The sequence below is a fragment of the Paraburkholderia podalyriae genome (genome assembly GCF_014397785.1).
Lineage (GTDB): Bacteria > Pseudomonadota > Gammaproteobacteria > Burkholderiales > Burkholderiaceae > Paraburkholderia > Paraburkholderia podalyriae.
In genome coordinates, this window is sequence record NZ_VZQQ01000008.1 from 129,986 (window position 1) to 150,919 (window position 20,934).

A 20,934-nucleotide genomic window follows, 5' to 3' on the forward strand; every position below is an offset into this window, starting at 1 on the left:
CGAGGGGTTGGACGTACATTCTTCCGCATTCACGATAGGAATAAAAAATTCGGCATGAAATTGCCGATCCGTTGTGCGAATTGGATTAATCAACTTTCAATTGGCTTATGTAGGAAAGGACTTACACCTCATTACGCATAAAATTACGTGTATTAGTAAAAGTACTGATGCTGTAGTCAGACTACATTCTTACATTACTCAACACGGAGAGTCGCTACAGCCCATCCAGTTGCGCCGATTCTGCCTTCCAGCAGGCAAACGTTTGCAGTCATCGCTGCACGCCTGTTTTCGCGTCCGCTTTTCACCCATCCGACGCGCTCCGTTGCCCCCAAAAAGCACAATTTCGGAGAGACATCCATGCAGAAGAAACTATGGCCGGCCGTCGCGATAGCGGCGGCCGTGAGCGCCGCTGCGCACGCGGAAATCCCCACTCCAGGTCTCGACTTCGCGCCCATGTCGGCGGTGCCGAACGCGTTCGTGTCGGCGGCGGCGCATCGGCGCGCGCAAACGCTCGTCAGCAAGATGACGGTCGACGAAAAGCTGCAGTTCATTCATTCGGAGTACGCGATGTCGGCCGTGCCGGGCGGCGGCGCGGGCTACATTCAGGGCGTGCCGCGTCTCGGCATTCCCGACCTGAACATGGTCGACTCTGCCACGGGTTCGGGCAGCACCATGCAGGCGTCGACGACTTTCCCTGCGACGCTCGCGGTGGCGGCTAGCTGGGACCGGGCGTTGTCGTGGAACTTCGGCAAGCAGATCGCGATCCAGTTGCGTCAGCAGGGCTTCGGCATGGGGCTCGGCGGCGGCACGAATCTCGCGCGTGAGCCGCGCGGTGGCCGGCTCTTCGAGTATCTCGGCGAAGATCCCGTGCTGGCCGGTGAAATGCTCGCGGAGCGCACCGACGGCACACAAAGCCAGAAGGTCATCGCGACGATCAAGCACTACATGGGCAACGAGCAGGAACATAACCGCGGTGGCGGCAACAGCCAGATCGACGAGCGCACGATGCGCGAACTCTATCTGCTGCCGTTTGAAATCGCCGCGCGCCGCGCGCAGCCCGGCAGCGTGATGTGCAGTTACAACGAGGTCAACGGCACTTATGCGTGCGAGAACTCGCACATTCTCAACGACGTACTGAAGAACGACTGGCACTTCCAAGGTCAGGTGCAGTCGGACTGGGGCGCGGCGCATAGCACGGCACCCGCGATCAACGCCGGTCTCGACGAGGAAGAAGACGTCGGTTCGACCGTCTATCTGACGCCTGCGCTGGTCAAGCAGGCGATCGCGAACGGCTCGGTGTCGACCGCGCGCCTCGACGACATGGTCGAGCGCAAGCTTTACGTGATGATCCGCACTGGTGTGATGGACGATCCGCCGAAGGGTGGCGCGACCATCGACTTCTCGGCCGCGAGAGCCTTCACGCAGTCGGTCGAAGAGCAATCGATGGTATTGCTGAAGAACGCCAGCAATCAGTTGCCGCTCGCAGCCGGTTCGCTGTCGCGTATCGCAGTGATCGGCGGCCACGCCGACGCGGCGGTGCTGACGGGCGGCGGTTCGGGCAACACGCGCGATCCGGTGACGGGCGCATTCGCCGGTTGCGGCGGCTTGACGTTCGGCACGGAGACGGGCTGCAGCTGGTGGACCAATCCGTGGCTGAAATTGAATACGCCGATCGTGTCCGCGATTCAGGCGCTCGCGCCGCAGGCCACGGTGACCTTCGCGGGCAACAGCGATCAGCAGTCGCCGTTTGCCGCCTACACGCAGCAGCAGATCTCCCAGGCGGCGACGCTGGCGGCCAACTCAGACGTCGCGATCGTGGTGGTCACGCAGCCGGCCGGGGAGGACATCGGCGATTTGCCGAGCCTGGGCCTCGCGAATCCGACCAACCAGGACGCGCTCGTCGAAGCGGTCGCGGCGGCCAACCCGCACACGGTCGTCGTCGTCGAAAGCGGCAACCCGGTGTTGATGCCGTGGAAGGATAGCGTGTCGGCGATCGTCGAAGCATGGTATCCGGGCGAAGGCGGCGGCAACGCGATCGCGAACGTGCTGTTCGGCAAGGTCAATCCTTCCGGCAAGCTGCCCGTCACGTTCCCGGTGCACGACCAGGATACGCCGACGCGGGGCACGAATGGCGCGTTTGCGGCGAACCCGGTCTACGCAGAAAAGCTCGATATGGGCTATCGCTGGTACGACTCGCAGAACATCACGCCGATGTTCGAGTTCGGCTATGGCCTGTCGTACACGCACTTCGCGTACTCGGGGCTGTCGGTCCAGCATCTGCCGGGCGGGTTGATCGACGTGTCGTTCAACGTGCGTAACGATGGCCGCGTCGCTGGCGCGGAAGTGCCGCAGGTGTACCTCGGCGTGCCGTATCAGGGCGAACCGCCGCGGCGTCTCGTCGGTTGGGACAAGGTGGGTCTGAATCCCGGCGAATCGCGCCGTGTGCACGTGGTCGTGACGCAGCGCATGCAGAGCGTGTGGGATACGACGAACAACCGTTGGCTCTATGTGCCGGGCAGTTCGGTGTTCGTCGGCGCATCGTCGCGCGACATCCGTCTGCAGGGACACAGCTAAATAGTGTGACAGTGTAGCGAATGCGGGCGCGCGAAGTTGCGCGCCCGCATGTATTGCTGATTATGCTTTCAGCGTGTTCTTGTAGAACTTCCCATCCTTCATCACGATGCGCAGGGTCTGCTCCGGGTTCGCAATCAGGTCGAGATTTTCGAGCGGATTGCCGTCGACGAGAAGCAGGTCGGCGTAGGCACCTTCCTCCAGAACGCCGAGCTTGCGCGGATACGGATTACGGTGGCCGGACAACGCGAGCAGTTGGCCATTGGTGCTCGTTGCCATACCCAATGCTTCGGCTGCGCTATACCACCGCTTCATATGCGTGAGCATCGTTCCTTGCCGCGTGGCGATGACTTGCGAAAAGATCAGGTCCGTGCCGAACGCGACCTTGATGCCATGCTTGCGCGCGAGTTTGAAAACGTTGTCGGTGCCCGCAACCACTGCAAGAAATTTTTCGCGGCTCTGTGGGGCGAGCGGGCCCACGTCGTCTTCACTGACGAACGGCTGCGTGCTCAGCCACGTGCCGTTCTTCGCCATCAACGCCGCACTCTTGTCATCCATCAGATGACCGTGCTCGATGCACGGCACGCCCGCCGCGACGGAGCGTTGAATCGCTTCGGGCGTGTACGCATGCGAGAGGACATAGGTACCCCAGTCGGCCGCTGTTTCGACCGCCGCGCGCAGCTGCTTTTCCGTGAACGTGAGCATGTCGAGCGGACTGCGCGGCGTCGATACGCCACCGGATCCGACCAGCTTGATCTGCGTCGCGCCCTGAATGAACTGCTCGCGCACGCGCAGACGAACTTCGTCTTCGGTGTCGGCGATCGCGGTGCCGCCATCTCGTTCCGTTTGACTGACCTGACTGCTGGTGCGTGGCAGTTCCCATAGCGAACGAAAATCGCCGTGGCCGCCTGTCGTGGTGATCATCGCGCCGGATGGATAGATGCGCGGCCCGGAAATCAGGCCGCTATCGATCGCCTGCTTCAACGCGAACGAAGGGCCGCCCGCATCGCGTATCGTCGTGAAACCGCGCAATAGCGTGCGTTCTGCTTCAGCGCTCGCCGCAAGATGGACGAATGCAATGTCGGATTGAAGGATGACCTGAATTGGCACCGCCGCGAGCAGCGCATGCCAGTGCATGTCGATCATGCCCGGCATCATCACCTTGCCACCGCAATCGACGAGTGTCTTGCCTTCGGTCGAAGCGGGCTGCCCGCGACCCAACTGGCTGATGCTGTTGCCTTCGACAACCATATAGAGGCCATCGCGTAACGTCGACGATTTGCCGTCGAACAAACGGAAGTTCGTGAACAGTACCGGTCTGGCGGGCGGTGCTGGGGGTTGGGTGCTTTGTGCCTGGCTGAGTCCGGGCAGAACCAGACTCAGCATCGATGCCGCGAGACCGGTGACAAAGCCGCGCCGCGACAGGTCGGCACTGATACGGCGGTTTGCATACTGCGCTTGAGTCTTGTCACAAAGACATGAAAACGATGGACTGACCGTCTTATTGCCGATGTACTTTCCTGAAGACATAGCTCACCCATAACGTAGATCACCGTGCATCGAAAGCCGCCGTCTGACTACAGTTCACGATTGGCGACGCGAAAGTCAAGCCAGCACAGAGTATCCCGTGCGACCGGGGATGGCAAATTCGTGTGGCTGAATACAAGCATTAAACTTGCATCTACTAACCGATTACGCCATTGCAGCGCACAATAGAAAAATCTGCTTGCGACGGTCGAAAAGAACGGGCTATGCTCACGTCACTCATTCTGTCAGTGAAGCTCCCGGAATAACGCGCAATACTCAACCCTGCTGGCAATCGAGATGGGCCAAACAAACGTCCCCCGTAAAGCGGAAGCATCGGGTAATACAAGCACGTCTATTTATCACCGCCGTCGTCGCTCGCGGCGAGAATTCTTTTTGCACCGCTGAAAGCGATATTCAACTATTTCACAATTTCACCACTGCCCAATAAATATCGAGAGCGCCAAAGTCGCATTTAGCATTTTTACTTTTCCACGGAGAAACAGAAATGATTGATGTGTCAAAGACACGCATGATCAGGGGATTGGCGGGGTCCGCCTTGTCGCTGTTTGCCGTCGCCGCGATGGCGGACGATACGCTCGGTTTGTCGGAAAGCGTGTTCTCGATCGGCGGGCCGGAAATCACGCAGGCGCCTGCCGCGAATGCGAGCCCGTGGCGCTTTGCGGTCGGCGCGGGGGTCGTGAACATGCCGAAATTTCCGGGCGCGAGTGGCACGAAATGGGAAGTGGTGCCGTCGGTGAGTGTGAATTACGATCGCTTCTTTATCGGCGCGAATCCGGATGCGGCGTCGCTGCTATCGCTCGGCGCGTATTTGTATCGCGACAGTAACTGGCGTGTCGGCGCGGCGGTGACTTACGATTTCATCGAACCGCGCAGCGAGTCCGACGACTCGCGGTTGCACGGACTGGGTGACGTCAAACGCACTGCGCACGCGGAGCTGTTCGGAGTTTATACCTGGGAATTCATCACCGCGCGCGCGAGCGTGTTGACCGATATTGCCGGCAATGACCGCGGCACCGTCGCGACTTTCGATCTGCTTGGCCGCTATCAACCCACTGCGCAACTGACGCTTAGCGCGGGGCCGGGCCTGACGTGGGGAAGCGACAAGTACAACCAGACGTATTTCGGCGTGACGTCCGCGCAGAGCGGGCGCTCCGGATTGCCGACCTACTCGGCCAGTTCCGGTTTGAACCAGTTGCGCTTTTCGATCAATGGGGTGTACAGGATTGCGACGCGCTGGAATGTCGGCGCGAGCATGTCGTTCGCGTGGCTGCGCGGCGATGCGACCGACAGCCCGATCACCGAGAAGACAAGTCAGGTCACGTACGGCCTTTTCGCCAATTACCTCTTTTAGTGGTCCGCCCGCACCGAAGGCCGAGTCGTCAATTCTTCTGCGCGAGTAGCGCCTGAATCTTCGCCTCGGTCTGCGCATAGTCGCCTTCTCCGAAGTGCGTGTAGACGACATGGCCTTGCTTGTCGATCAGATAGAACGCCGGCCAGTACTGGTTGTTATAGGCATTCCAGGTCGCATACTGGTCGTCCTGCGCGACCGGATAGCTGATGCCGAGCCGTTTGAGTGCGGTCTTGACGTTGCCGGTGTCGCGTTCGAAAGGATATTCGGGCGTATGCACACCGATCACCGTGAGCCCTTGATCCTTGTACTTCTGGTTCCAGCTTTTCACGTAGGGCAGCGTGTTGGCGCAATTGATGCAGCTATAGGTCCAGAAGTCGACGAGTACCACCTTGCCGCGCAATTGCTGCAACTTGAGCGGTTCGCTATTGAGCCATTGCGAAATGCCGGTGAACTCGGGCGCGGTCGGCCCGCTTTGTGGGGACGCGGCGATGGCGGTCGTACTCGTCGCGATCATCGCGCAGGCGGCAAACGCGGTGGACAGTGCGAAGCTTTTCAAGCGGGTAGTCATGTCAAAGTCCTTTGAGTGAAGGGAAAACGGCGGCGAGCCGCGCGTAGAGCAGCACGTCGTATTGCAGATAGATGGCAAGTGCGGTCAGCATCACCAGTACGCCGAATACCTGTTGCAGGCGCTCAGCGTGTCGTGCGACGACGCGTACATGACGCGTCACGTAATGCCCGCCGTAGATGATCGCGAGCATCGGAATCGCCGCTCCGATCGCATACAGCGTGAGCAGCAGTGCCGACCAGCCGAGATCCTGAGCCTTCACGACTAGCACGAGAATCGACGCGAGCACGGGGCCGGCGCAGGGCGTCCATACCGCGCCAAGCGACATGCCGAGCACGAAGCCACCCGCGTTGCCGCTGGCTGGTTGCGTGCCCGGCGCGATGACCGCGCCGATGCGATCGAGCGGCCCCTGCAGTTGCGCGACGAGCCAGTCGTAGGGGCGCGGCCAGATACGCAGAAGTCCGGACAGTGCGAGCAACGCAATGCCGGTATTGCGCAGTACCTGTTGCGCGACATGCACGGTGCTCGACACCGCGCCCAATAGCAGCGCGAAAGACGCGAAAGTCAGAATGAAGCCGGCGACGATGAACAGTGGCCGCGTGCGGCTCGGTTGTTCGACGGACGTGCCGAGCAGGATCGGCATCACCGGCAGCACGCAGGGAGAGGCAATCGTCAGCAGCCCGGCGAGCAGGGCGAGCGGAGTTTCGAGAGTACTGTGCATGGTGGGCGTTCCGTTGGCTGGGATGACCGTATTGGAACGCCCACACGTATCGGGTTTGTGTCGGCGATCAGCCGTGCTTGCAATGTTGTGTGTCTGCGTGCCGCGCAGATACATTGCGACACAAATCGGCTGAGCGGCCGATGCCCGTGGAGGTAGAGGCAGCGCTATCCGAACGCGGGATCAGCGCGCCCTGCGCTTGCGTGCCGCGGTTCCCGTTGCGCGTGCGACTCTGCTTACGCGGGACGTGGAGAAAATCGGCATGCGTTCCTCGATCCAGCGCAACAATTCGAGCGGTCCCGGCGCGAGCGGACGGCCGGTTTTCACGAGCACCCGCGCCTGCGCGCCGGAAAACAGCGGATGCGCGATCGGTAACGTCGTCAATTCGCCGCTCGCGATTTCGCGGTAGGCGGCGAATTCGCCGATCAGCGTCATAAAGTTGTCGACCGTGACGAAGCGCTTCAATGCACTCAGGGAGTTGGTGGTCAGCGTCGCGGGAATCGACATGTTTTCCGCAAGCTCCGTCATCTTGACGACATGACCGATGCCAAAGGTTGGCGGCATCAGTGCAAGCGGCCATGCACGCAGGTCGTCGAGCGTCGCGGGTCTTTTGCGCTTCGCGAGCGGATGATCGCTTCTCAACAACAACACGACCGGCTGCGGAGAACTCGCGCGATACTCGAGACGCGTGTGAGGCGGCGGATTGTACGCCAGCCCGATATGCGCACGACTGTCGGCGACTTCTTCCTGGATTGCGTCGACCGCGAGCATATCCAGGCCGACTTCGAGTTCCGGGTATTGGACACAGAATGGCGCGAGCACATCGTCGACCAGCATGTCGACGAAGCCTTCGCTGACCGCTAGCCTGATCTGCCCTCGCTGAAGGCCTTTCAACGCATGCAACTGATCTTCGAGCTTCTCCTGCTGCGAACGGTAGCCGCGCCAGAATTCGAGCAGATGCGTGGCCGCTTCGGTCGGTTTGACTCCGCGCGCCTGCCGCTCGAACAGCACGGCGCCGAGTTCGTCCTCGAGCAGCTTGATCTGCCGCGTAATCACGGACGGCGACGTATTGATGCTTTCGGCGGCGCCGCGTATGGTGCCGTGAGTGAGCACCTCGTTGAAATAGCGAAGGCGGTGCTCGCACGCGGCTGCGCGATATCGCGCGAGCGGACCCGATCAATTCCGTATCAAAGCTTGATAAAAGGAGAGTAACCATGTCGGACCAGATCAATAGTCGCCGCCGCCGCTTTCTCGGAACGACGGTCGCGGGCCTCAGCCTGCTCGAATTGGGACTGAGCGGGCTTGCGCATGCACAATCGGCCGACACGGCCGGTAATGCGAAAGCGGGCGCGCGGATCGCGTCGTTCGAGAACATTCGCTCGATCAATGCGGGCACGCTGAACGTCAGTTACGCGGAAGCGGGTCCGCAGAACGGACCGGTGGTCATTTTGCTGCACGGCTGGCCTTATTCCATCGACAGCTTCGCCGAAGTGACGCCGTTGCTGACGGCGGCCGGTTATCGCGTGATCGTGCCTTATCTGCGCGGCTACGGCGGCACGCGTTTTCTGTCGGCGGATACGCCGCGCAACGGTCAACAGGCGGTGGTCGCGGTCGACATCATCAACCTGATGGACGCACTGAAAATCGACAAGGCCGTGCTCGGCGGCTTCGACTGGGGCGCGCGCACGGTGAACATCATCGCCGCGCTGTGGCCGCAACGCGTGAGGGCGATGGTGTCGGTGAGCGGTTATCTGATCGGCAGCCCGGAGGCGAACCGCGCGCCGTTGCCGCCGAAGGCCGAGCTCACGTGGTGGTATCAGTTCTATTTCGCCACCGAGCGTGGCCGCGCGGGTTATGAAGCGAACCGTCATGACTTCAACAAGCTGATCTGGCATACCGCCTCGCCGAAATGGAATTTCGACGACGCTACGTTCGAGCGCTCCGCCGAATCGTTCAATAACCCGGACCATGTTGCCGTGGTGATTCACAATTACCGCTGGCGTCTGGGACTCGCGCAGGGCGAGCCGCAATACGACGAACTCGAAAAGCGCCTCGCCACCGGACCGACGATCGCGGTGTCGACCATCACGCTCGAAGGCGACGCGAACGGCGCCGCGCATCCCGAGCCCGCAGCATACGCGAAGAAGTTTACTGGCAAGTATCAGCACCGCAACATCAGCGGCGGTATCGGCCACGACCTGCCGCAGGAAGCGCCGAAAGCCTTTGCGGATGCGATTCTCGACGTCACGCGGCTTTGATCTAGGCGGCGCGTGCAATGCCGGCCCTGCACGGCATGTCCGAAAGCAGGTTTTGTATCGCAATGTATCGACACCGTACGCAGACAAACAGGCTTGCACAAATGGGGGGTGACGAAAACATTGCAGATACGTTGGCGCGTTCTAATGTCTTCACGCAAGGTCGATTCACAACGTTGCGTGTGAATCAGGCGGGACATGACAGTGTATCTGCGTTGATGACTTCGCGTCCCGCTCAATCCTTTGATCCCCTGATGGTTTTGATACCCGGAGAAGACTGATGAAACTCATTCAATCGCTGATCGTCGCCGCACTCGTTGCCGCTCCCGTCGTTTCGTTCGCGCAATCGCAACCGCAACAGGCGCTCACGCGTGCTGAAGTGCGCGCGGAGCTGGTCCAGTTGGAAAAGGCGGGCTACAACCCGGCCAGCGACAACACGCAATACCCGCAGAACATCGAGGCGGCACAGGCGCGCATCAGCGCGGGGCATGACGCGGCCGCTTACGGTGGCGTCTCGAACGGCAATTCGGTTGCGGGCTCGCACGTGCCGATGAAGCATGCGGCGGCGGATCGCGCGAACGACGGCGCCAATATCGTCGGCCTCGGTTCGATCTACGCGCATTCGTGATCGATGCAATCAAGCAGGCCGTCCGCGCGCATCGACGCGCGGACGCGTTTGCCTGTACCGTGCGATATCAATGAAAAATGAGGTACAGGATGATCAGTACGATCAACGGAACACCCAGCAGCCAGCCAAGCAGGTAAGGCATGATGTCGTCTCCTTTCGTATTGAAGTTCGACTACGTAGGAGTTTCAGCAGGCAGCATGCCCGGCTCGAACCGTATCGGGGTCTAGCCATTATTGGAAAAGCCCGGATACAACGTCATTCCACCATCGACGAATAGCGTCGTACCCACCACGTAATCGCTTTCATCGGACGCAAGCCATACCGCCGCCTTGCCGATATCTTCCACCGCGCCGACGCGTCCGTAGGGGATCAACTGCAGCAGCTTGTCGAGTGCTGCTTGTGAATCCCACGCGTCTTCATTGATCCGCGTACGGATTGCGCCCGGAGCGATCGAATTGACGCGAATGCGCTCGGGCGCGACTTCCTGCGCCAGCGATTTCATGAACATCTGAATGCCGCCTTTCGACGCGGCGTAATTGACGTGACCAGCCCACGGAATGACTTCGTGAACCGAACTCATGCAAATGATCTTGCCGAGCGCTTTCGATGCGGTCGTCGGACCGCGTCGGCGGAATTCCTTTACCGCAGCCTGGCAGGTCAGAAACTGGCCGGTCAGATTCGTCGACAGCACGAGCTGCCAATCGTCGAGCGTCATGTCGGCGAATGGGCCGTCCTTCTGCAGTCCCGCATTCGCAACCACGATGTCGACACCACCAAAACGCGCACGACTCATATCGAAGAGGTTTGCGACCTGAGCGGGATCCGACACGTCCGCCTGAATTGCGATCGCCGATCCACCGGCCTTTTCGATTTCGTCAGCGAGTTTTTCACCAGGTTTTGCGTGCGAATGATAATTGAGCACGACCGCCGCGCCAGCATCCGCGAGTGCTTTGGCGACACCATAGCCGATTCCCGAACTCGCGCCGGTAATCAGCGCGACCTGATTGGCCAGCAATTTTTCCATTGCGTGCTCCGGCAACGACGAAATAGCGAAACCGCCGCCCACCAGCGCGCGACATCGCGCGGGCAGACGGCGGCCCGCCTGGGGTTCCAGTCCACTACGCGTGGCCTATATCACGCCGGCAACCAGCAGAACGATCACGACGATCAGTACGATGCCGAGTCCACCGGTCGGACCATAGCCCCACGATCGGCTGTGCGGCCACGCCGGAAAAGCGCCGATCAGCAGCAGAATCAGCACGATGAGAAGAATAGTTCCTAGCATGTTGTGACCTCCGCCTGGTTTCGACACACCTGCTTGACCTACGTTGGCCAGGGCCGCAGGGATTATCCCTCGGGAGCAAGGCATGTGCCCAAGACTGATCGTTCGGTCGGATCGCCAGGGCGGCGCGCGCCGCGTGCGGAGATGCAGCAGTCGATTGAAACGGCACCCGGCGCGTGCAAAACGTCGGTAGGGTGCCGTTTTCCAATTGCGGACACATCGCGCGTCCTATAGGTAAGTTCCGCCGATGCGGCCTTCGAAGATCGCGGTGTTGATGTCCCAATCGTCGACGGTACCCGTGCCGCCACCGTTCACCCTGACGACTACCGAGCGGCCGCCGCGCAGCGTCTTCATCTGTTCGACGGTCAGCGTTTTCTCGCCGGGTGGGTCGCCCGCGCCAGGCGGTAGGTCTTTGATGATCACATTGGCTTTCATGGCATTTCTCCTTGACGTGGAAAGGCGGGCACAGTGCGGCGCCCGCTCCGGTTTCTGCAAGGCCTATGCCAATGTGGCGGAGCATGAGCCGAAAATGGAGCGGGGGCCGCAATGCAAAGCCTGGCAAGCATCCGCGCTATAGGCGCGTTGAATCGCAAGGGACACGATCGCGATTGCGAGTCGAAGTGTTCGTGCGCGTCCCACGAGTCGCGTGCGAGTGGTTGGGGCGCAGCGCAGCGCCGCGCATCGAGAAGTCACGCGTGCAACACTCAACGGGAAGCGCAAACAGAAACGGCACGCGCGATGTGCGCGTGCCGTGATGGTGATACGCCTCAGCCGGCGGTGTTAGCAGTGCTAGCGGCGTCGGCGCTTGCGCGGCGAGGCTGCTTCCGCGATACGCAGATGCGCGGCCGGAAAGCCCGGCGGGTACTCGACGACGCGCGTCGCGGCCGGCACCAGCGGCGCGGCGAGACTCGAGCGCGCGCCGACACGGGCGCCGCCGAGGATCGCGGCCATCGCCTCGCGGTCCAGTTCGACGCTTTCGGTCAGATCCTTGATGCACAGCTTCGCCATGACGGCTCCAGAAAAATGCGCCGGCGGCCAGACCCATTCGGGTTCCGGCCGCCGTGCTCGGAATGTGTTCGGTGTGTCGTTCGTTGCACTCAGGTCTCGACGCACTATTAGTATAGGAAATCCGTTCGCGGCGCGCATGGACGCAGTGTTGCCGTGGCAGTGAAGGAAACCCCGTTCCCCGCTGCTGCCTCGGCTTACACGACGGAATAATTGCCGCCCCACAGCGTGGGGTCGACGTTCAGCTTCAGCGGCACGAAACCTGCGCCGATCACGCCGACATTGTTGAGCGCTGCGACATCGACGTTTTGCTGCTGAACCAGGTTCTGATTGATTGTGACGTTGACGTTGGCGATGCCGGCAAGGCTGCCGAGACCGCCATAGCCGTCCGAGGGCGTGGGCACATGGCTGCCGGTGCCGCCGGCGATCCCGGACATGGTCCGGCGGTCGAGTTCGCGGGTGCCGGACAGATCGCGAATCATGAGGGATGACATGGCATTTCTCCAAACACGTAAGGAACGCGGATATGAATGGCACGCGGCGAAGCGGCACGCTACAGCGGGCGGCTCGCCGCGCCACGCATTACGAGTTGTTGCTGTTGCTCGAATTGATATACGGCATGAACGTCGACGTGCTGCCGTCGGAGAACGCAACGTTGTTGCCGTTGGCGTTCTGGAAGTTCAGTTCGTTAGTGATCAGTTGCGTCGTGTCGGTGTTCTTGATTTTGGTCGGCGCATAGACCGGGCTGAAGTTGTAGTAGCTCGGCCCGAAGCCGCCGCGTACGGCGCGCATGGCCTTGCTGTCGAGTTGTTCGGTGACGGACAGGTCTTTGATCATCAGCGTTTTCATGGTGAGTCTCCTGAAGGAAGTGTTCGCAGTGTTGCGAGTGGTTTCGAGCAATCCGTTTGCTCGGACATCACTAACGCACAGGTTGTGCCAGTTTTATTCAAGTCTGCTGAGAAAGTCGACGAATCCTTGTCGTATAAGGGATTTGCGGCCGCGTCGGCCACCGTGCCGGCGAACTCGACGTGCGTCGACGCGCGTCGAACGGTGGCCGCCGCCCGACATCGCGGCGAGCCCTGTTGGATGGCACACGACATTGCGCGAGCCAGCACGCGGCGCGGCGCGCGGCTGATGCCTGTTTTGCCTGGTTTGCGAAAGCGCGGATCGGGAGCTAGTATCGAAACGGCACATGTAACCGGTTACGACAGGTTTTCTATCGACCCGCGTGGCTTCGGTCGCATGCGACACGGTCAAGCGGCAACGGCGGTGCTTCGCACAAATGGCTAGCCTTGCGCGTGTGATTCTCGACTTCCAGAGCGGCGAGCTGTCGCGGGACGAGTTCGTCGCGCAGCTCGACAGCGCGTTGGCGACCGAGCAACTCGGTCCGACGCGGCTGCTGGAGACGCTGTACGCCGCGCATCATCAGGCGCCGTTGCCCGAAGACCTCTATCTGGAAGTGCGGCGGCGCATCGAGCAGCTGCGCGTGTCGAACGTCGCGGCGGGCGGCGAGGAAACTGGCATACAGACCTCGATCGAAGTGCCGTCGCTGCGTTCGTCGAGCGCGGGCAGCGCGAACACTGCCGGAAGCGCCGCGCACGAGACCATCAAAGGCATCGGCGATACGCTGAACAATCGTTTCGTGCTCGAAGAGTGCCTTGGCGTGGGCGGCATGGGCACCGTGTACAAGGCGCTCGATCTGCGCAAGCTCGAAGCGTCGGATCGCAAGCCGTATCTTGCGATCAAGGTGCTGAACGTCCAGTTCCGCGGCAATCCGAATTCGCTGGTGGCGTTGCAGCGCGAGGCGCGCAAGGCGCAGGTACTCGCGCATCGCAACATCATCACCGTGTACGACTTCGACCGCGACGGGCCGATCGTCTATTTGACGATGGAGTACCTGAGCGGCAAACCGCTGAGTCAGCTGCTGCGCACGCCCGGCTATCAGGGCATGCCGGTCCGGGCCGCGTTGCCGATCGTGCGCGGCATGTGCGCGGCGCTCGCGTACGCGCACGAGCGCGGCTTCGTCCATTGCGATTTCAAACCCGCCAACGTGTTTCTGACCACGAATGCCGAAGTGAAAGTGATCGACTTCGGCATCGCGCGCGTATTCCAGCGGCCGGAAGAGGAGAGCGACGCGACGGTGTTCGATCCCGGCAGTCTCGGCGCGTTGACGCCCGCCTATGCGAGCCCGGAGATGATCGAGCATCGCGAGCCGGACCCGCGCGACGATATCTATGCGCTTGGCTGCATCACGTACGAACTGCTGACGGGACATCATCCGTTCGATCGGCTGTCGGCCACGCAGGCGCGCAATGCCGATTTCAAGCCGCAGCGTCCGCCGAATCTCGATGCCCGACAGTGGCGCGCGTTGCGTGCCGCATTGTCGTTCGATCGCGATACGCGGATGCCGAGCGTGGTGCGCTTTATCGCCGAGTTCGACAACGAAGCGCGCGCGGAGAAGTCCGGAACGCTCGCGTGGTTCGGGCTCGCTACGCTGGCCGTCGTGTGCGCGGTCACGGTGGGCGTGTTCGCTGTTCGCTCTGGACCCAACCGGCGGCAAGCCGCGCAAACCGTGGCGGCGGCAACCCAGGGTGATCAGGTCGATCGGGCGGGTGGGGCGTCCGCCGTCGCGCCCGCGCCGAAGCCCGCGTTGACGCTCGCCGCGATCATGCCCACGCTCGCCCAGGTGCCGTGTTCGGCGTTATCGGGTGCGGTGCAGGACCACGCATTGACGGTTCGCGGTTTCCTGTCGCAGCGCTATGGTGCCGCGCATCTGAAGGAGACGTTGGCGGCGCTGCCGGGCGTCGATACGGTTTCGCTCGACGTGCGGCCGCTCGCCGACGATAAATGCGACTTCGTCAAAACGCTCGCGCCGTTTGTGGTGCGCAACTGGCAGGCGGGGCGCGTAGCGTCGCTGCAGATGCGTCCGCCAAGCGGTTTGCTGACCGAGAATGACTCGCTGGTGGTCGACCTGAAAGCGCCCCCGTTCGATTCCTTTGCGACCGTCGACTACTACCAGCTCGACGGCCACGTCGTGCATATGGTGCCCAGTCATCTGTGGCCGGACAACCAGATGCAGCCGAACGGCGGTCCGTACACGATCGGCAGCAATGCTGGCGACTGGATCGTAGCGAAGCCATTCGGCTCCGAGATGGTGGTACTGGTGATTACGCCGGTGCCGCTATTCGACAAGCTGCGCCCGCAAAGCGAAGCGCGCGACCATTATCTGCGCGCACTCGAAACGCGGCTGAAGCAAATCGGCGGTCAATACGGGCAGGATCGTGTATTGGCGGACTTCGCGCCGATTACGACCAGACCCGCCACGCGATGATCCGTCACAGAGCCCATCGAAACGCCGTCAGTGCAGATCCTTGACGACGCGAAAACCGTCCTGCGATTGGCGCACGCCGGCGCTGTATTTGAAGCGTGTCGCGCTGAGCATGTAGTCGCCGCCTTCGCGCCATGAGCCGCCGCGAATTACCCGCATCTCGCAGCCGGGCGAGTCCCACGCTTGGCCATCGAGGGGCGCGCCCTGATAGGAGTTGTGCCAGCAGTCGGCGGTCCATTCCCAGACGCCGCCGTTCATGTCGTACAAGCCCAGCGGATTCGCGGCGAACGTGCCGACGTTTTCCGGTCCTTCCTTGTGCCACGGGTCGCCGCAGTCCTTGCAATTGGCGGTGCCCTTGCGCATCTGCTGGCCCCACCAGTACGCGGTCGTGGTGCCGGCGCGGTCCGCGTATTCCCATTCAGCTTCGGTAGGCAGACGGTACGGTTTGCCGGTCGATTTGGCGAGCCATTTGACGTACTGCTGCGCGTCGTCCCAACTGAGATCGCGCGCGGGTGCGGCCTTGTTGCTGTTGCTCTCCGGCGTCAGCTTCTGGCATGCATTGGCGGCGACGCACGCATTCCATTGCTCGACCGTCACCGGGAATTTGCCGATCGCGAATGGCGCGCCGATGCTCACGTGATGCACAGGCTTTTCCGAGGGGTCGTCGGTATTGCTGCCCATTGCGAACGAGCCGGCGGGTACCGCGACCATGATCGGACAGGTCGCGCAGTCGCGGATCTCACCGGCGGTCGGCGGATGGGCGACGGTCTTTTGCGCGAGTGGCGCTGCGGCGGCCGTGGTCGGCGGCGTTGGCGCTGGCGCTGGCGCGGCCGCGGGGTGCGGCGGGGGCGGGGCGGCCGCGCTGGCTTGCGTCGCGGGGCGAGCGGGCTGGGCAGCCGGCGTGGCGCTCACCGCGGGAGTCGATGCCGCCGAGCGCAATCGATCGATACGCGCATGCGCGAGTGTAGCGAAGCGGCCATTCGGGTAGGACTTCAGGTAAGCGTCGTAATCGGCCGGGTAGTTGCTGTCCTTGATCGACTCCCAGAACGTGATTTCGTATTGTTCGCCGCTTTCTTTGGGCATGATGCCGCGACTACGCAGCGTGACGGCGCGATCGTCTGATGTATTCGACGACGCGATTGCGATTTCGTCACTCGTGGGAATAGAAGAACGCGCGACAGAGAGCCACGGTTGCTGCGTTCCGCGGGTTGCGGCGCGTACTTCGTCGGCGACGTGCCGGAACAGCACGGTCAGCGATTGGGACGATGCGTCGGCGTCATTGAGCGCTTGCAGCAACGCACCGGTATAGACGCCATGCCGTGGACCGTCCGCCGCGAAACCGCCCGGTGAGGTTGCATAGGCAATCACAGTGGCGGCCGGGATCCCCGGCTGCTCGATCGCGACGGCGGCGGGCGTAAATGGATTGTCGAGGCACGTATCGAGAATCACGAGATTGAGCCGGCCAGCGCGAGCGGACTGCATCGCATGCAAAACGGTCTTCAGATCGACGCCGTTATTCAGTAGTGACACCGGCGCGCGGGTATCGGCTCGCGCATCGAGTCTCGCCGCCGGCAACAGCAGCGTTTGCCGGCCTATCTGCATGCCGTGTCCGGCGAAATAGAACAGTGCGATATCACCTGTTTGCAGACGTCGTTGAAATTCGTCGATGGCCGCGCGCATTTGCGGCGGCGTAGCGTTCGTTCGCGTGATGACTTCGAAACCCCGCGCACGGAGTGCATCGCTGATCGAGTCGGCGTCGCGCGGCGCATTCGCGCGGATCGGGTTAGTCGCGTCGCCGTACTCGCCATTTCCGATCACGAGCGCCACGCGCCGAGAATGGGTATGGTCACGCGACAAAGCAAATGGTGAGAGGAGCAAAGCGGTATCAGCCGGCCGACCCGGATGACTCGTCACCCAAGCCGCGCTCGGCTCGATGCTTTGACGCTGCGTCGCGGCACCAGCACCGTCCCACTGCGCCTGGATTGCCCCAACCACGCACACCAGCAGGAATCGTCGCCACATCTTCATATCCCGTTTGTACCGGACAGTATTCAGGCCATTCGTGCACCAGGTTCGCGCTGCCCACGCTGTTTCTTAACGATAGCACGCGCTTTGCGTCACAACTGTCCGGGAGTCCTTAACGCGTCATACGGTTAACGATCATTGCGTATCTTTTTGGCAAGTTACGTCCTAAGCTGATTCACAAAGTCACGTCCCACGGTCGTTTTAACTAGGTGGCTGTGCGTCGCTTTCAACGCGCGACATGCCGCTCGAACACCCGGAAGGTCATCGATAGCCGGGCCCAGCCATGACTCCTGTTCGGGAGAGTGCGCTATGCGAAGAACCCGTGTTCCCCTTCTTTTGATTAGGCGTCATCTGGCGCAAGCGCATTGCGGCGGATTACGCACGGCGGTATGTGCGACGCTCGTCGCGCTCTGCTTCGGTATCGGAACTGGCGGCGTCGCGCGCGCCGAACAGACGCAGTCACCGCCGGGCGCCGAGGAGTACATCATCTGGCCGTCGGATGGCGCGGTGATACACGGCGGCAAGCTGTGGGTGCGCATGGGACTGCGCAATATGGGCGTGTGTCCGAAGGGTGTCGCGTTGCCGAATACCGGCCACCATCATCTGCTGATCGACACGGATTTGCCCGCCCTCGATCAGGAGATTCCGTCGGATCGCCAGCACCTGCATTTCGGCGCGGGCGAAACCGACGCACGCATCGAGTTGCCGCCCGGCAAGCACACGCTGCAGCTGATACTCGGCGACCATCATCATGTGCCGCACGTACCGCCCGTGTACTCGAAAAAGATCACCATCACCGTGCTAAAAGACTAACGCGATCCGTTCGTTCGAACTGGTCGAGCCGGAACGGAGAGTCCTGATGAAAAAGATCATTGCGGCCGCCGCGTTCGTCGCAGCGGCACTGGCGGCATGGACCGCACCGCAACGCGCGTTTGCAGCGGAGCCGGCGCCCCCCGGCGCCTACGCGTACATCGGCTATCCGAACGATGGCCAGGTGGTGCCCGCCAATAAGCCCTTTCGCGTATGGTTCGGCCTGCGTTTCATGGGGGTCGCGCCAAAAGGCGTCAAGTACCCGAACACAGGCCACCATCATCTTCTGATCGATACCGACCTGCCGCCGATGGATCAAGAGATACCCTCGGATCGCCACCATCTGCATTTCGGCGCGGGCGAAACGGAAACGATGATTCAATTGCCGCCGGGCAAGCATACGTTGCAGCTGTTGATGGGCGACGACATGCATATGCCGCACAACCCGCCGGTGTATTCGAAGAAGATCACGGTGATCGCGCGCTGACTGTCATCATGCAGCCAACAATGTCGCGCGCGCTGTTGGCTGCCATCCACCATTCACGAGACTCGCGCTGCCGGTCGTTCATGACGGAGCAGCGGGCGCGGTCGTCCAAGCCCTTGCCATATGGCTTTCGGAACGCGAATGACGACAGCGAGGCACTCCTGGCATAGCCCATGCGTTAGTAGCGCCCGAGCAGACAAGTTGCTCGAACCCGACGCACAACGATGCGCTTCCCCCTTCCAGGAGATTTGCCATGAACACGCTGATGATCAAGGACCTGTCCAACACCGAACAACTCGACAGCAAGGCGATGAGCGCCGTGCGCGGCGGCAACGGCTACTACTGCCCGATGTCTCCGTCGTACTTCAGCTACACGCCCGTCTATGCGCCGACCAGCATCAAGAACGTCGGCACGACGCAGATGATCAACACGGAGATCAACATCCAAAGCGCGAACGGCAACAACACCGCGTTCAGCGGGGGTGCGACGACGACGATCGTACCGTGCGTGAACTCGAGCAACTACTCCGCCGTGTCCTGAGCGACGCGGCGCGCGCGCGGCCCGAGCGGCCGCGCGTGCGCGCCCTGCAATAGGCTGGTCGCTCAAAAAGACCGTTCATTCAATCGTCCTTTCCACGCATCCTTCGCGTATCCACCGCTCCCCGCATCGACATTTCCGCCGCTTCATGCCGACGCCGCGCGAAAAACGGCCAGGCCTGAAGCCGGGCACTGGCGTGAAACGGGCGGATGCAATTGGAGATCATCGTGTCAGCATTGCCGGAATCACCGCCCAATTTGTCGCGTGATTCGCAGGACCTTCAGCGGGTTTCCGCCGCGATCGGGACGCCACGCCGTATCGGGCGTGTGCTGCGCGGCATCGGCGCGGCGACGATGTGCGCGGTTGCGTTGACAGCGTGCGTCGACGTGAGGATGCCGGCTTATCAACGCCCGGACACGCCGGCCAAGACATCGTGGTCGGATCGCAAGGGCGCGCCGGTATCGGCTGCGGAGACGATCGAGCGCGATTGGTGGAAGGGCTTCCAGGACCCGTATCTGAATACGCTGATCGACAAGGCGATCGACGGCAACTTCGATATCCGGGTGCTGGCCGCGCGTATCGAAGTCGCGCACACGCAGATCAGCGAGACGCAAGCGGGCGCATTGCCGACCGTGGACCTCGGTGCCGGGGCCAATATCCAGAAGTCGACCGGCCAGCCTTTGACGAGGACGTACAACCTCGCGTTGCAGGTGAACTGGGACATCGACATCTGGGGCAAGGTCGAAAAAGGCGTGCAGGCGCAAAAGGCCGAGTTCCACGCGAGCGAGGCGGATTGGCGTGCGGGGTATCTCGAACTGGTCGCGAACGTGGCCAGTACCTATTTCCAGATCCTGCAATTCGACGATCAGATCGCACAGCAGCAAAAGACCATCGCCACGAACCAGCAAATCCTGACGATCTACGAAGGCCAGGCGCGCAACGGGCTCGTGCCGCAAACGCAGGTCTTGCGCCAGCAGGCGGAGATCAACCGGCTGACCAACGATCTGTTCGAACAGCGCCGCGCGCGCGCGGTCGCCAACAATGCGCTCTGTACGCTGCTCGGCGTGCCGGCCGGCGAGTTCCAGGTGCCAACGGGTCATTTGCAGGACCGCGTGAAGTTGCCGGGCGTGCCCGATGGTCTGCCCGCGCAATTGCTGTCGCGCCGCCCCGACGTGGTGGCGGCCGAATTCAGGGTACTCGAGGCCTATGACCTCGTCGGACAGTCGAAGCTCGCCCAATTGCCGACCATCGGCCTCACCGCGCAGGGCGGCACGGCAAGCTACGCGCTCAACCAGTTGCTGAAGTCGTTCTCGTTCGGCCTGATGCCGAGTATCGACATTCCGTTGTTCGATCCGGGCGTGCGCGCACATGTGAAGGTGACCGAAGCGCAATCGAAAGTCGCCGCGCAGCAATATCGCGTGGCCGTGATGGGCGCGTTCGAGGAAGTAGAGAATGCGCTCGTCAATCTGAGTGCCAATAAGGCGCAGCACGCGGAATTGCAGCAGCAGGTGGCGCGCCTGCAGATCGTCGCGGACCAGATCCAGTCGCAATTGCGCCTTGGCGTCGTGTCGCAACTCGAAGTTTTCGAAGACGAGCGAACCTTGCTGGAGGCGCAACAGGCGTTGCTGGAAAACCATCAATTGATTCTGTCCGACACGGTAACGCTTTATAAGGCGCTCGGCGGCGGCTGGCCAGGTGTCGACGTAGAAGCGCAAGTGAAAGAGAAGTAACGAAGCATTCAGCTAAACCAGGCGTTGGCGTACCAGGCGGGTATTTCGTCCGCTGACGACTTCCCCGCGGTCTTCTCAACCGGCGATATCCAAATT

Annotated in this window: 20 protein-coding genes; 9 read left to right on the forward strand and 11 right to left on the reverse strand. The window is 61.7% G+C overall.

What is annotated here, in order from left to right; translation table 11 throughout:
* Nucleotides 1-357: 357 nt before the first annotated feature.
* On the forward strand, nt 358-2,574 hold the full coding sequence (locus F6X42_RS11795; RefSeq protein ID WP_187634383.1) for a beta-glucosidase family protein: 2,217 nt from the start codon (nt 358-360) through the stop codon (nt 2,572-2,574).
* A 60-nt stretch (nt 2,575-2,634) separates the two neighbouring features.
* On the opposite strand, the gene F6X42_RS11800 is transcribed toward F6X42_RS11795, so the two are convergent.
* Entirely contained in the window at nt 2,635-3,957 is a 1,323-nt protein-coding gene (locus F6X42_RS11800; protein WP_187634511.1) for a metal-dependent hydrolase family protein, read from the reverse strand.
* A gap of 646 nt (nt 3,958-4,603) precedes the next feature.
* Between F6X42_RS11800 and F6X42_RS11805 the strand changes: the two genes are divergently transcribed.
* Nucleotides 4,604-5,470, forward strand: coding sequence for a MipA/OmpV family protein (locus F6X42_RS11805; protein WP_187634384.1), 867 nt, complete (start codon nt 4,604-4,606; stop codon nt 5,468-5,470).
* A gap of 28 nt (nt 5,471-5,498) precedes the next feature.
* Here the strand turns inward: F6X42_RS11805 and F6X42_RS11810 are convergent, their stop codons facing one another.
* The 3 genes from F6X42_RS11810 to F6X42_RS11820 form a co-directional block, all read right to left on the reverse strand.
* A complete protein-coding gene (locus F6X42_RS11810) occupies nt 5,499-6,038 on the reverse strand; it encodes a thioredoxin family protein (protein WP_187634385.1) in 540 nt (179 codons plus the stop codon).
* A gap of 1 nt (nt 6,039) precedes the next feature.
* Complete coding sequence (locus F6X42_RS11815; protein WP_187634386.1) at nt 6,040-6,756, reverse strand: cytochrome c biogenesis CcdA family protein; 717 nt, start codon at nt 6,754-6,756, stop codon at nt 6,040-6,042.
* 180 nt (nt 6,757-6,936) lie between these two features.
* Nucleotides 6,937-7,866 (reverse strand): LysR family transcriptional regulator, encoded by a 930-nt coding sequence (locus F6X42_RS11820; RefSeq protein ID WP_187634387.1) that lies wholly within the window; start codon nt 7,864-7,866, stop codon nt 6,937-6,939.
* 101 nt (nt 7,867-7,967) lie between these two features.
* Between F6X42_RS11820 and F6X42_RS11825 the strand changes: the two genes are divergently transcribed.
* Complete coding sequence (locus tag F6X42_RS11825; RefSeq protein ID WP_187634388.1) at nt 7,968-9,011, forward strand: alpha/beta fold hydrolase; 1,044 nt, start codon at nt 7,968-7,970, stop codon at nt 9,009-9,011.
* A 277-nt stretch (nt 9,012-9,288) separates the two neighbouring features.
* On the forward strand, nt 9,289-9,636 hold the full coding sequence (locus tag F6X42_RS11830; RefSeq protein WP_187634389.1) for a DUF4148 domain-containing protein: 348 nt from the start codon (nt 9,289-9,291) through the stop codon (nt 9,634-9,636).
* 223 nt (nt 9,637-9,859) lie between these two features.
* Here F6X42_RS11830 and F6X42_RS11835 read toward each other — a convergent pair whose 3' ends face one another.
* The 6 genes from F6X42_RS11835 to F6X42_RS11860 all read right to left on the reverse strand — a co-directional run bounded on the left by F6X42_RS11835 (nt 9,860) and on the right by F6X42_RS11860 (nt 12,772).
* Nucleotides 9,860-10,660 carry an SDR family oxidoreductase gene (locus F6X42_RS11835; protein ID WP_187634390.1) on the reverse strand — a complete coding sequence of 267 codons (801 nt, stop codon included), beginning with the start codon at nt 10,658-10,660 and terminating at the stop codon, nt 9,860-9,862.
* 105 nt (nt 10,661-10,765) lie between these two features.
* Entirely contained in the window at nt 10,766-10,921 is a 156-nt protein-coding gene (locus tag F6X42_RS11840; protein ID WP_018423731.1) for a DUF3309 family protein, read from the reverse strand.
* 225 nt (nt 10,922-11,146) lie between these two features.
* A complete protein-coding gene (locus tag F6X42_RS11845) occupies nt 11,147-11,353 on the reverse strand; it encodes a hypothetical protein (protein WP_187634391.1) in 207 nt (68 codons plus the stop codon).
* Between the two features lie 354 nt (nt 11,354-11,707).
* A complete protein-coding gene (locus F6X42_RS11850; RefSeq protein WP_187634392.1) occupies nt 11,708-11,926 on the reverse strand; it encodes a hypothetical protein in 219 nt (72 codons plus the stop codon).
* Between the two features lie 194 nt (nt 11,927-12,120).
* Entirely contained in the window at nt 12,121-12,417 is a 297-nt protein-coding gene (locus F6X42_RS11855; RefSeq protein WP_187634393.1) for a hypothetical protein, read from the reverse strand.
* Between the two features lie 88 nt (nt 12,418-12,505).
* Complete coding sequence (locus F6X42_RS11860) at nt 12,506-12,772, reverse strand: hypothetical protein (RefSeq protein WP_187634394.1); 267 nt, start codon at nt 12,770-12,772, stop codon at nt 12,506-12,508.
* 433 nt (nt 12,773-13,205) lie between these two features.
* Here F6X42_RS11860 and F6X42_RS11865 point away from each other — a divergent pair, with 433 nt between their 5' ends.
* Entirely contained in the window at nt 13,206-15,254 is a 2,049-nt protein-coding gene (locus tag F6X42_RS11865) for a serine/threonine-protein kinase (protein ID WP_187634395.1), read from the forward strand.
* Between the two features lie 27 nt (nt 15,255-15,281).
* On the opposite strand, the gene F6X42_RS11870 is transcribed toward F6X42_RS11865, so the two are convergent.
* Nucleotides 15,282-17,273: an SUMF1/EgtB/PvdO family nonheme iron enzyme gene (locus F6X42_RS11870; RefSeq protein WP_187634396.1), complete on the reverse strand. Its 1,992-nt coding sequence runs from the start codon at nt 17,271-17,273 to the stop codon at nt 15,282-15,284.
* 312 nt (nt 17,274-17,585) lie between these two features.
* Here F6X42_RS11870 and F6X42_RS11875 point away from each other — a divergent pair, with 312 nt between their 5' ends.
* The 4 genes from F6X42_RS11875 (at nt 17,586) to F6X42_RS11890 (ending at nt 20,838) form a co-directional block, all read left to right on the forward strand.
* A complete protein-coding gene (locus F6X42_RS11875) occupies nt 17,586-18,089 on the forward strand; it encodes a DUF4399 domain-containing protein (protein WP_187634397.1) in 504 nt (167 codons plus the stop codon).
* A gap of 46 nt (nt 18,090-18,135) precedes the next feature.
* The gene (locus F6X42_RS11880; protein ID WP_187634398.1) at nt 18,136-18,573 is read left to right on the forward strand and encodes a DUF4399 domain-containing protein; all 438 of its coding nucleotides are present in this window, start codon (nt 18,136-18,138) and stop codon (nt 18,571-18,573) included.
* 250 nt (nt 18,574-18,823) lie between these two features.
* Nucleotides 18,824-19,111, forward strand: a complete 288-nt coding sequence (locus F6X42_RS11885; RefSeq protein WP_187634399.1) for a hypothetical protein — start codon at nt 18,824-18,826, stop codon at nt 19,109-19,111.
* A gap of 350 nt (nt 19,112-19,461) precedes the next feature.
* Nucleotides 19,462-20,838 (forward strand): efflux transporter outer membrane subunit, encoded by a 1,377-nt coding sequence (locus F6X42_RS11890; RefSeq protein ID WP_222945572.1) that lies wholly within the window; start codon nt 19,462-19,464, stop codon nt 20,836-20,838.
* The last annotated feature ends 96 nt before the right edge of the window (nt 20,839-20,934 follow it).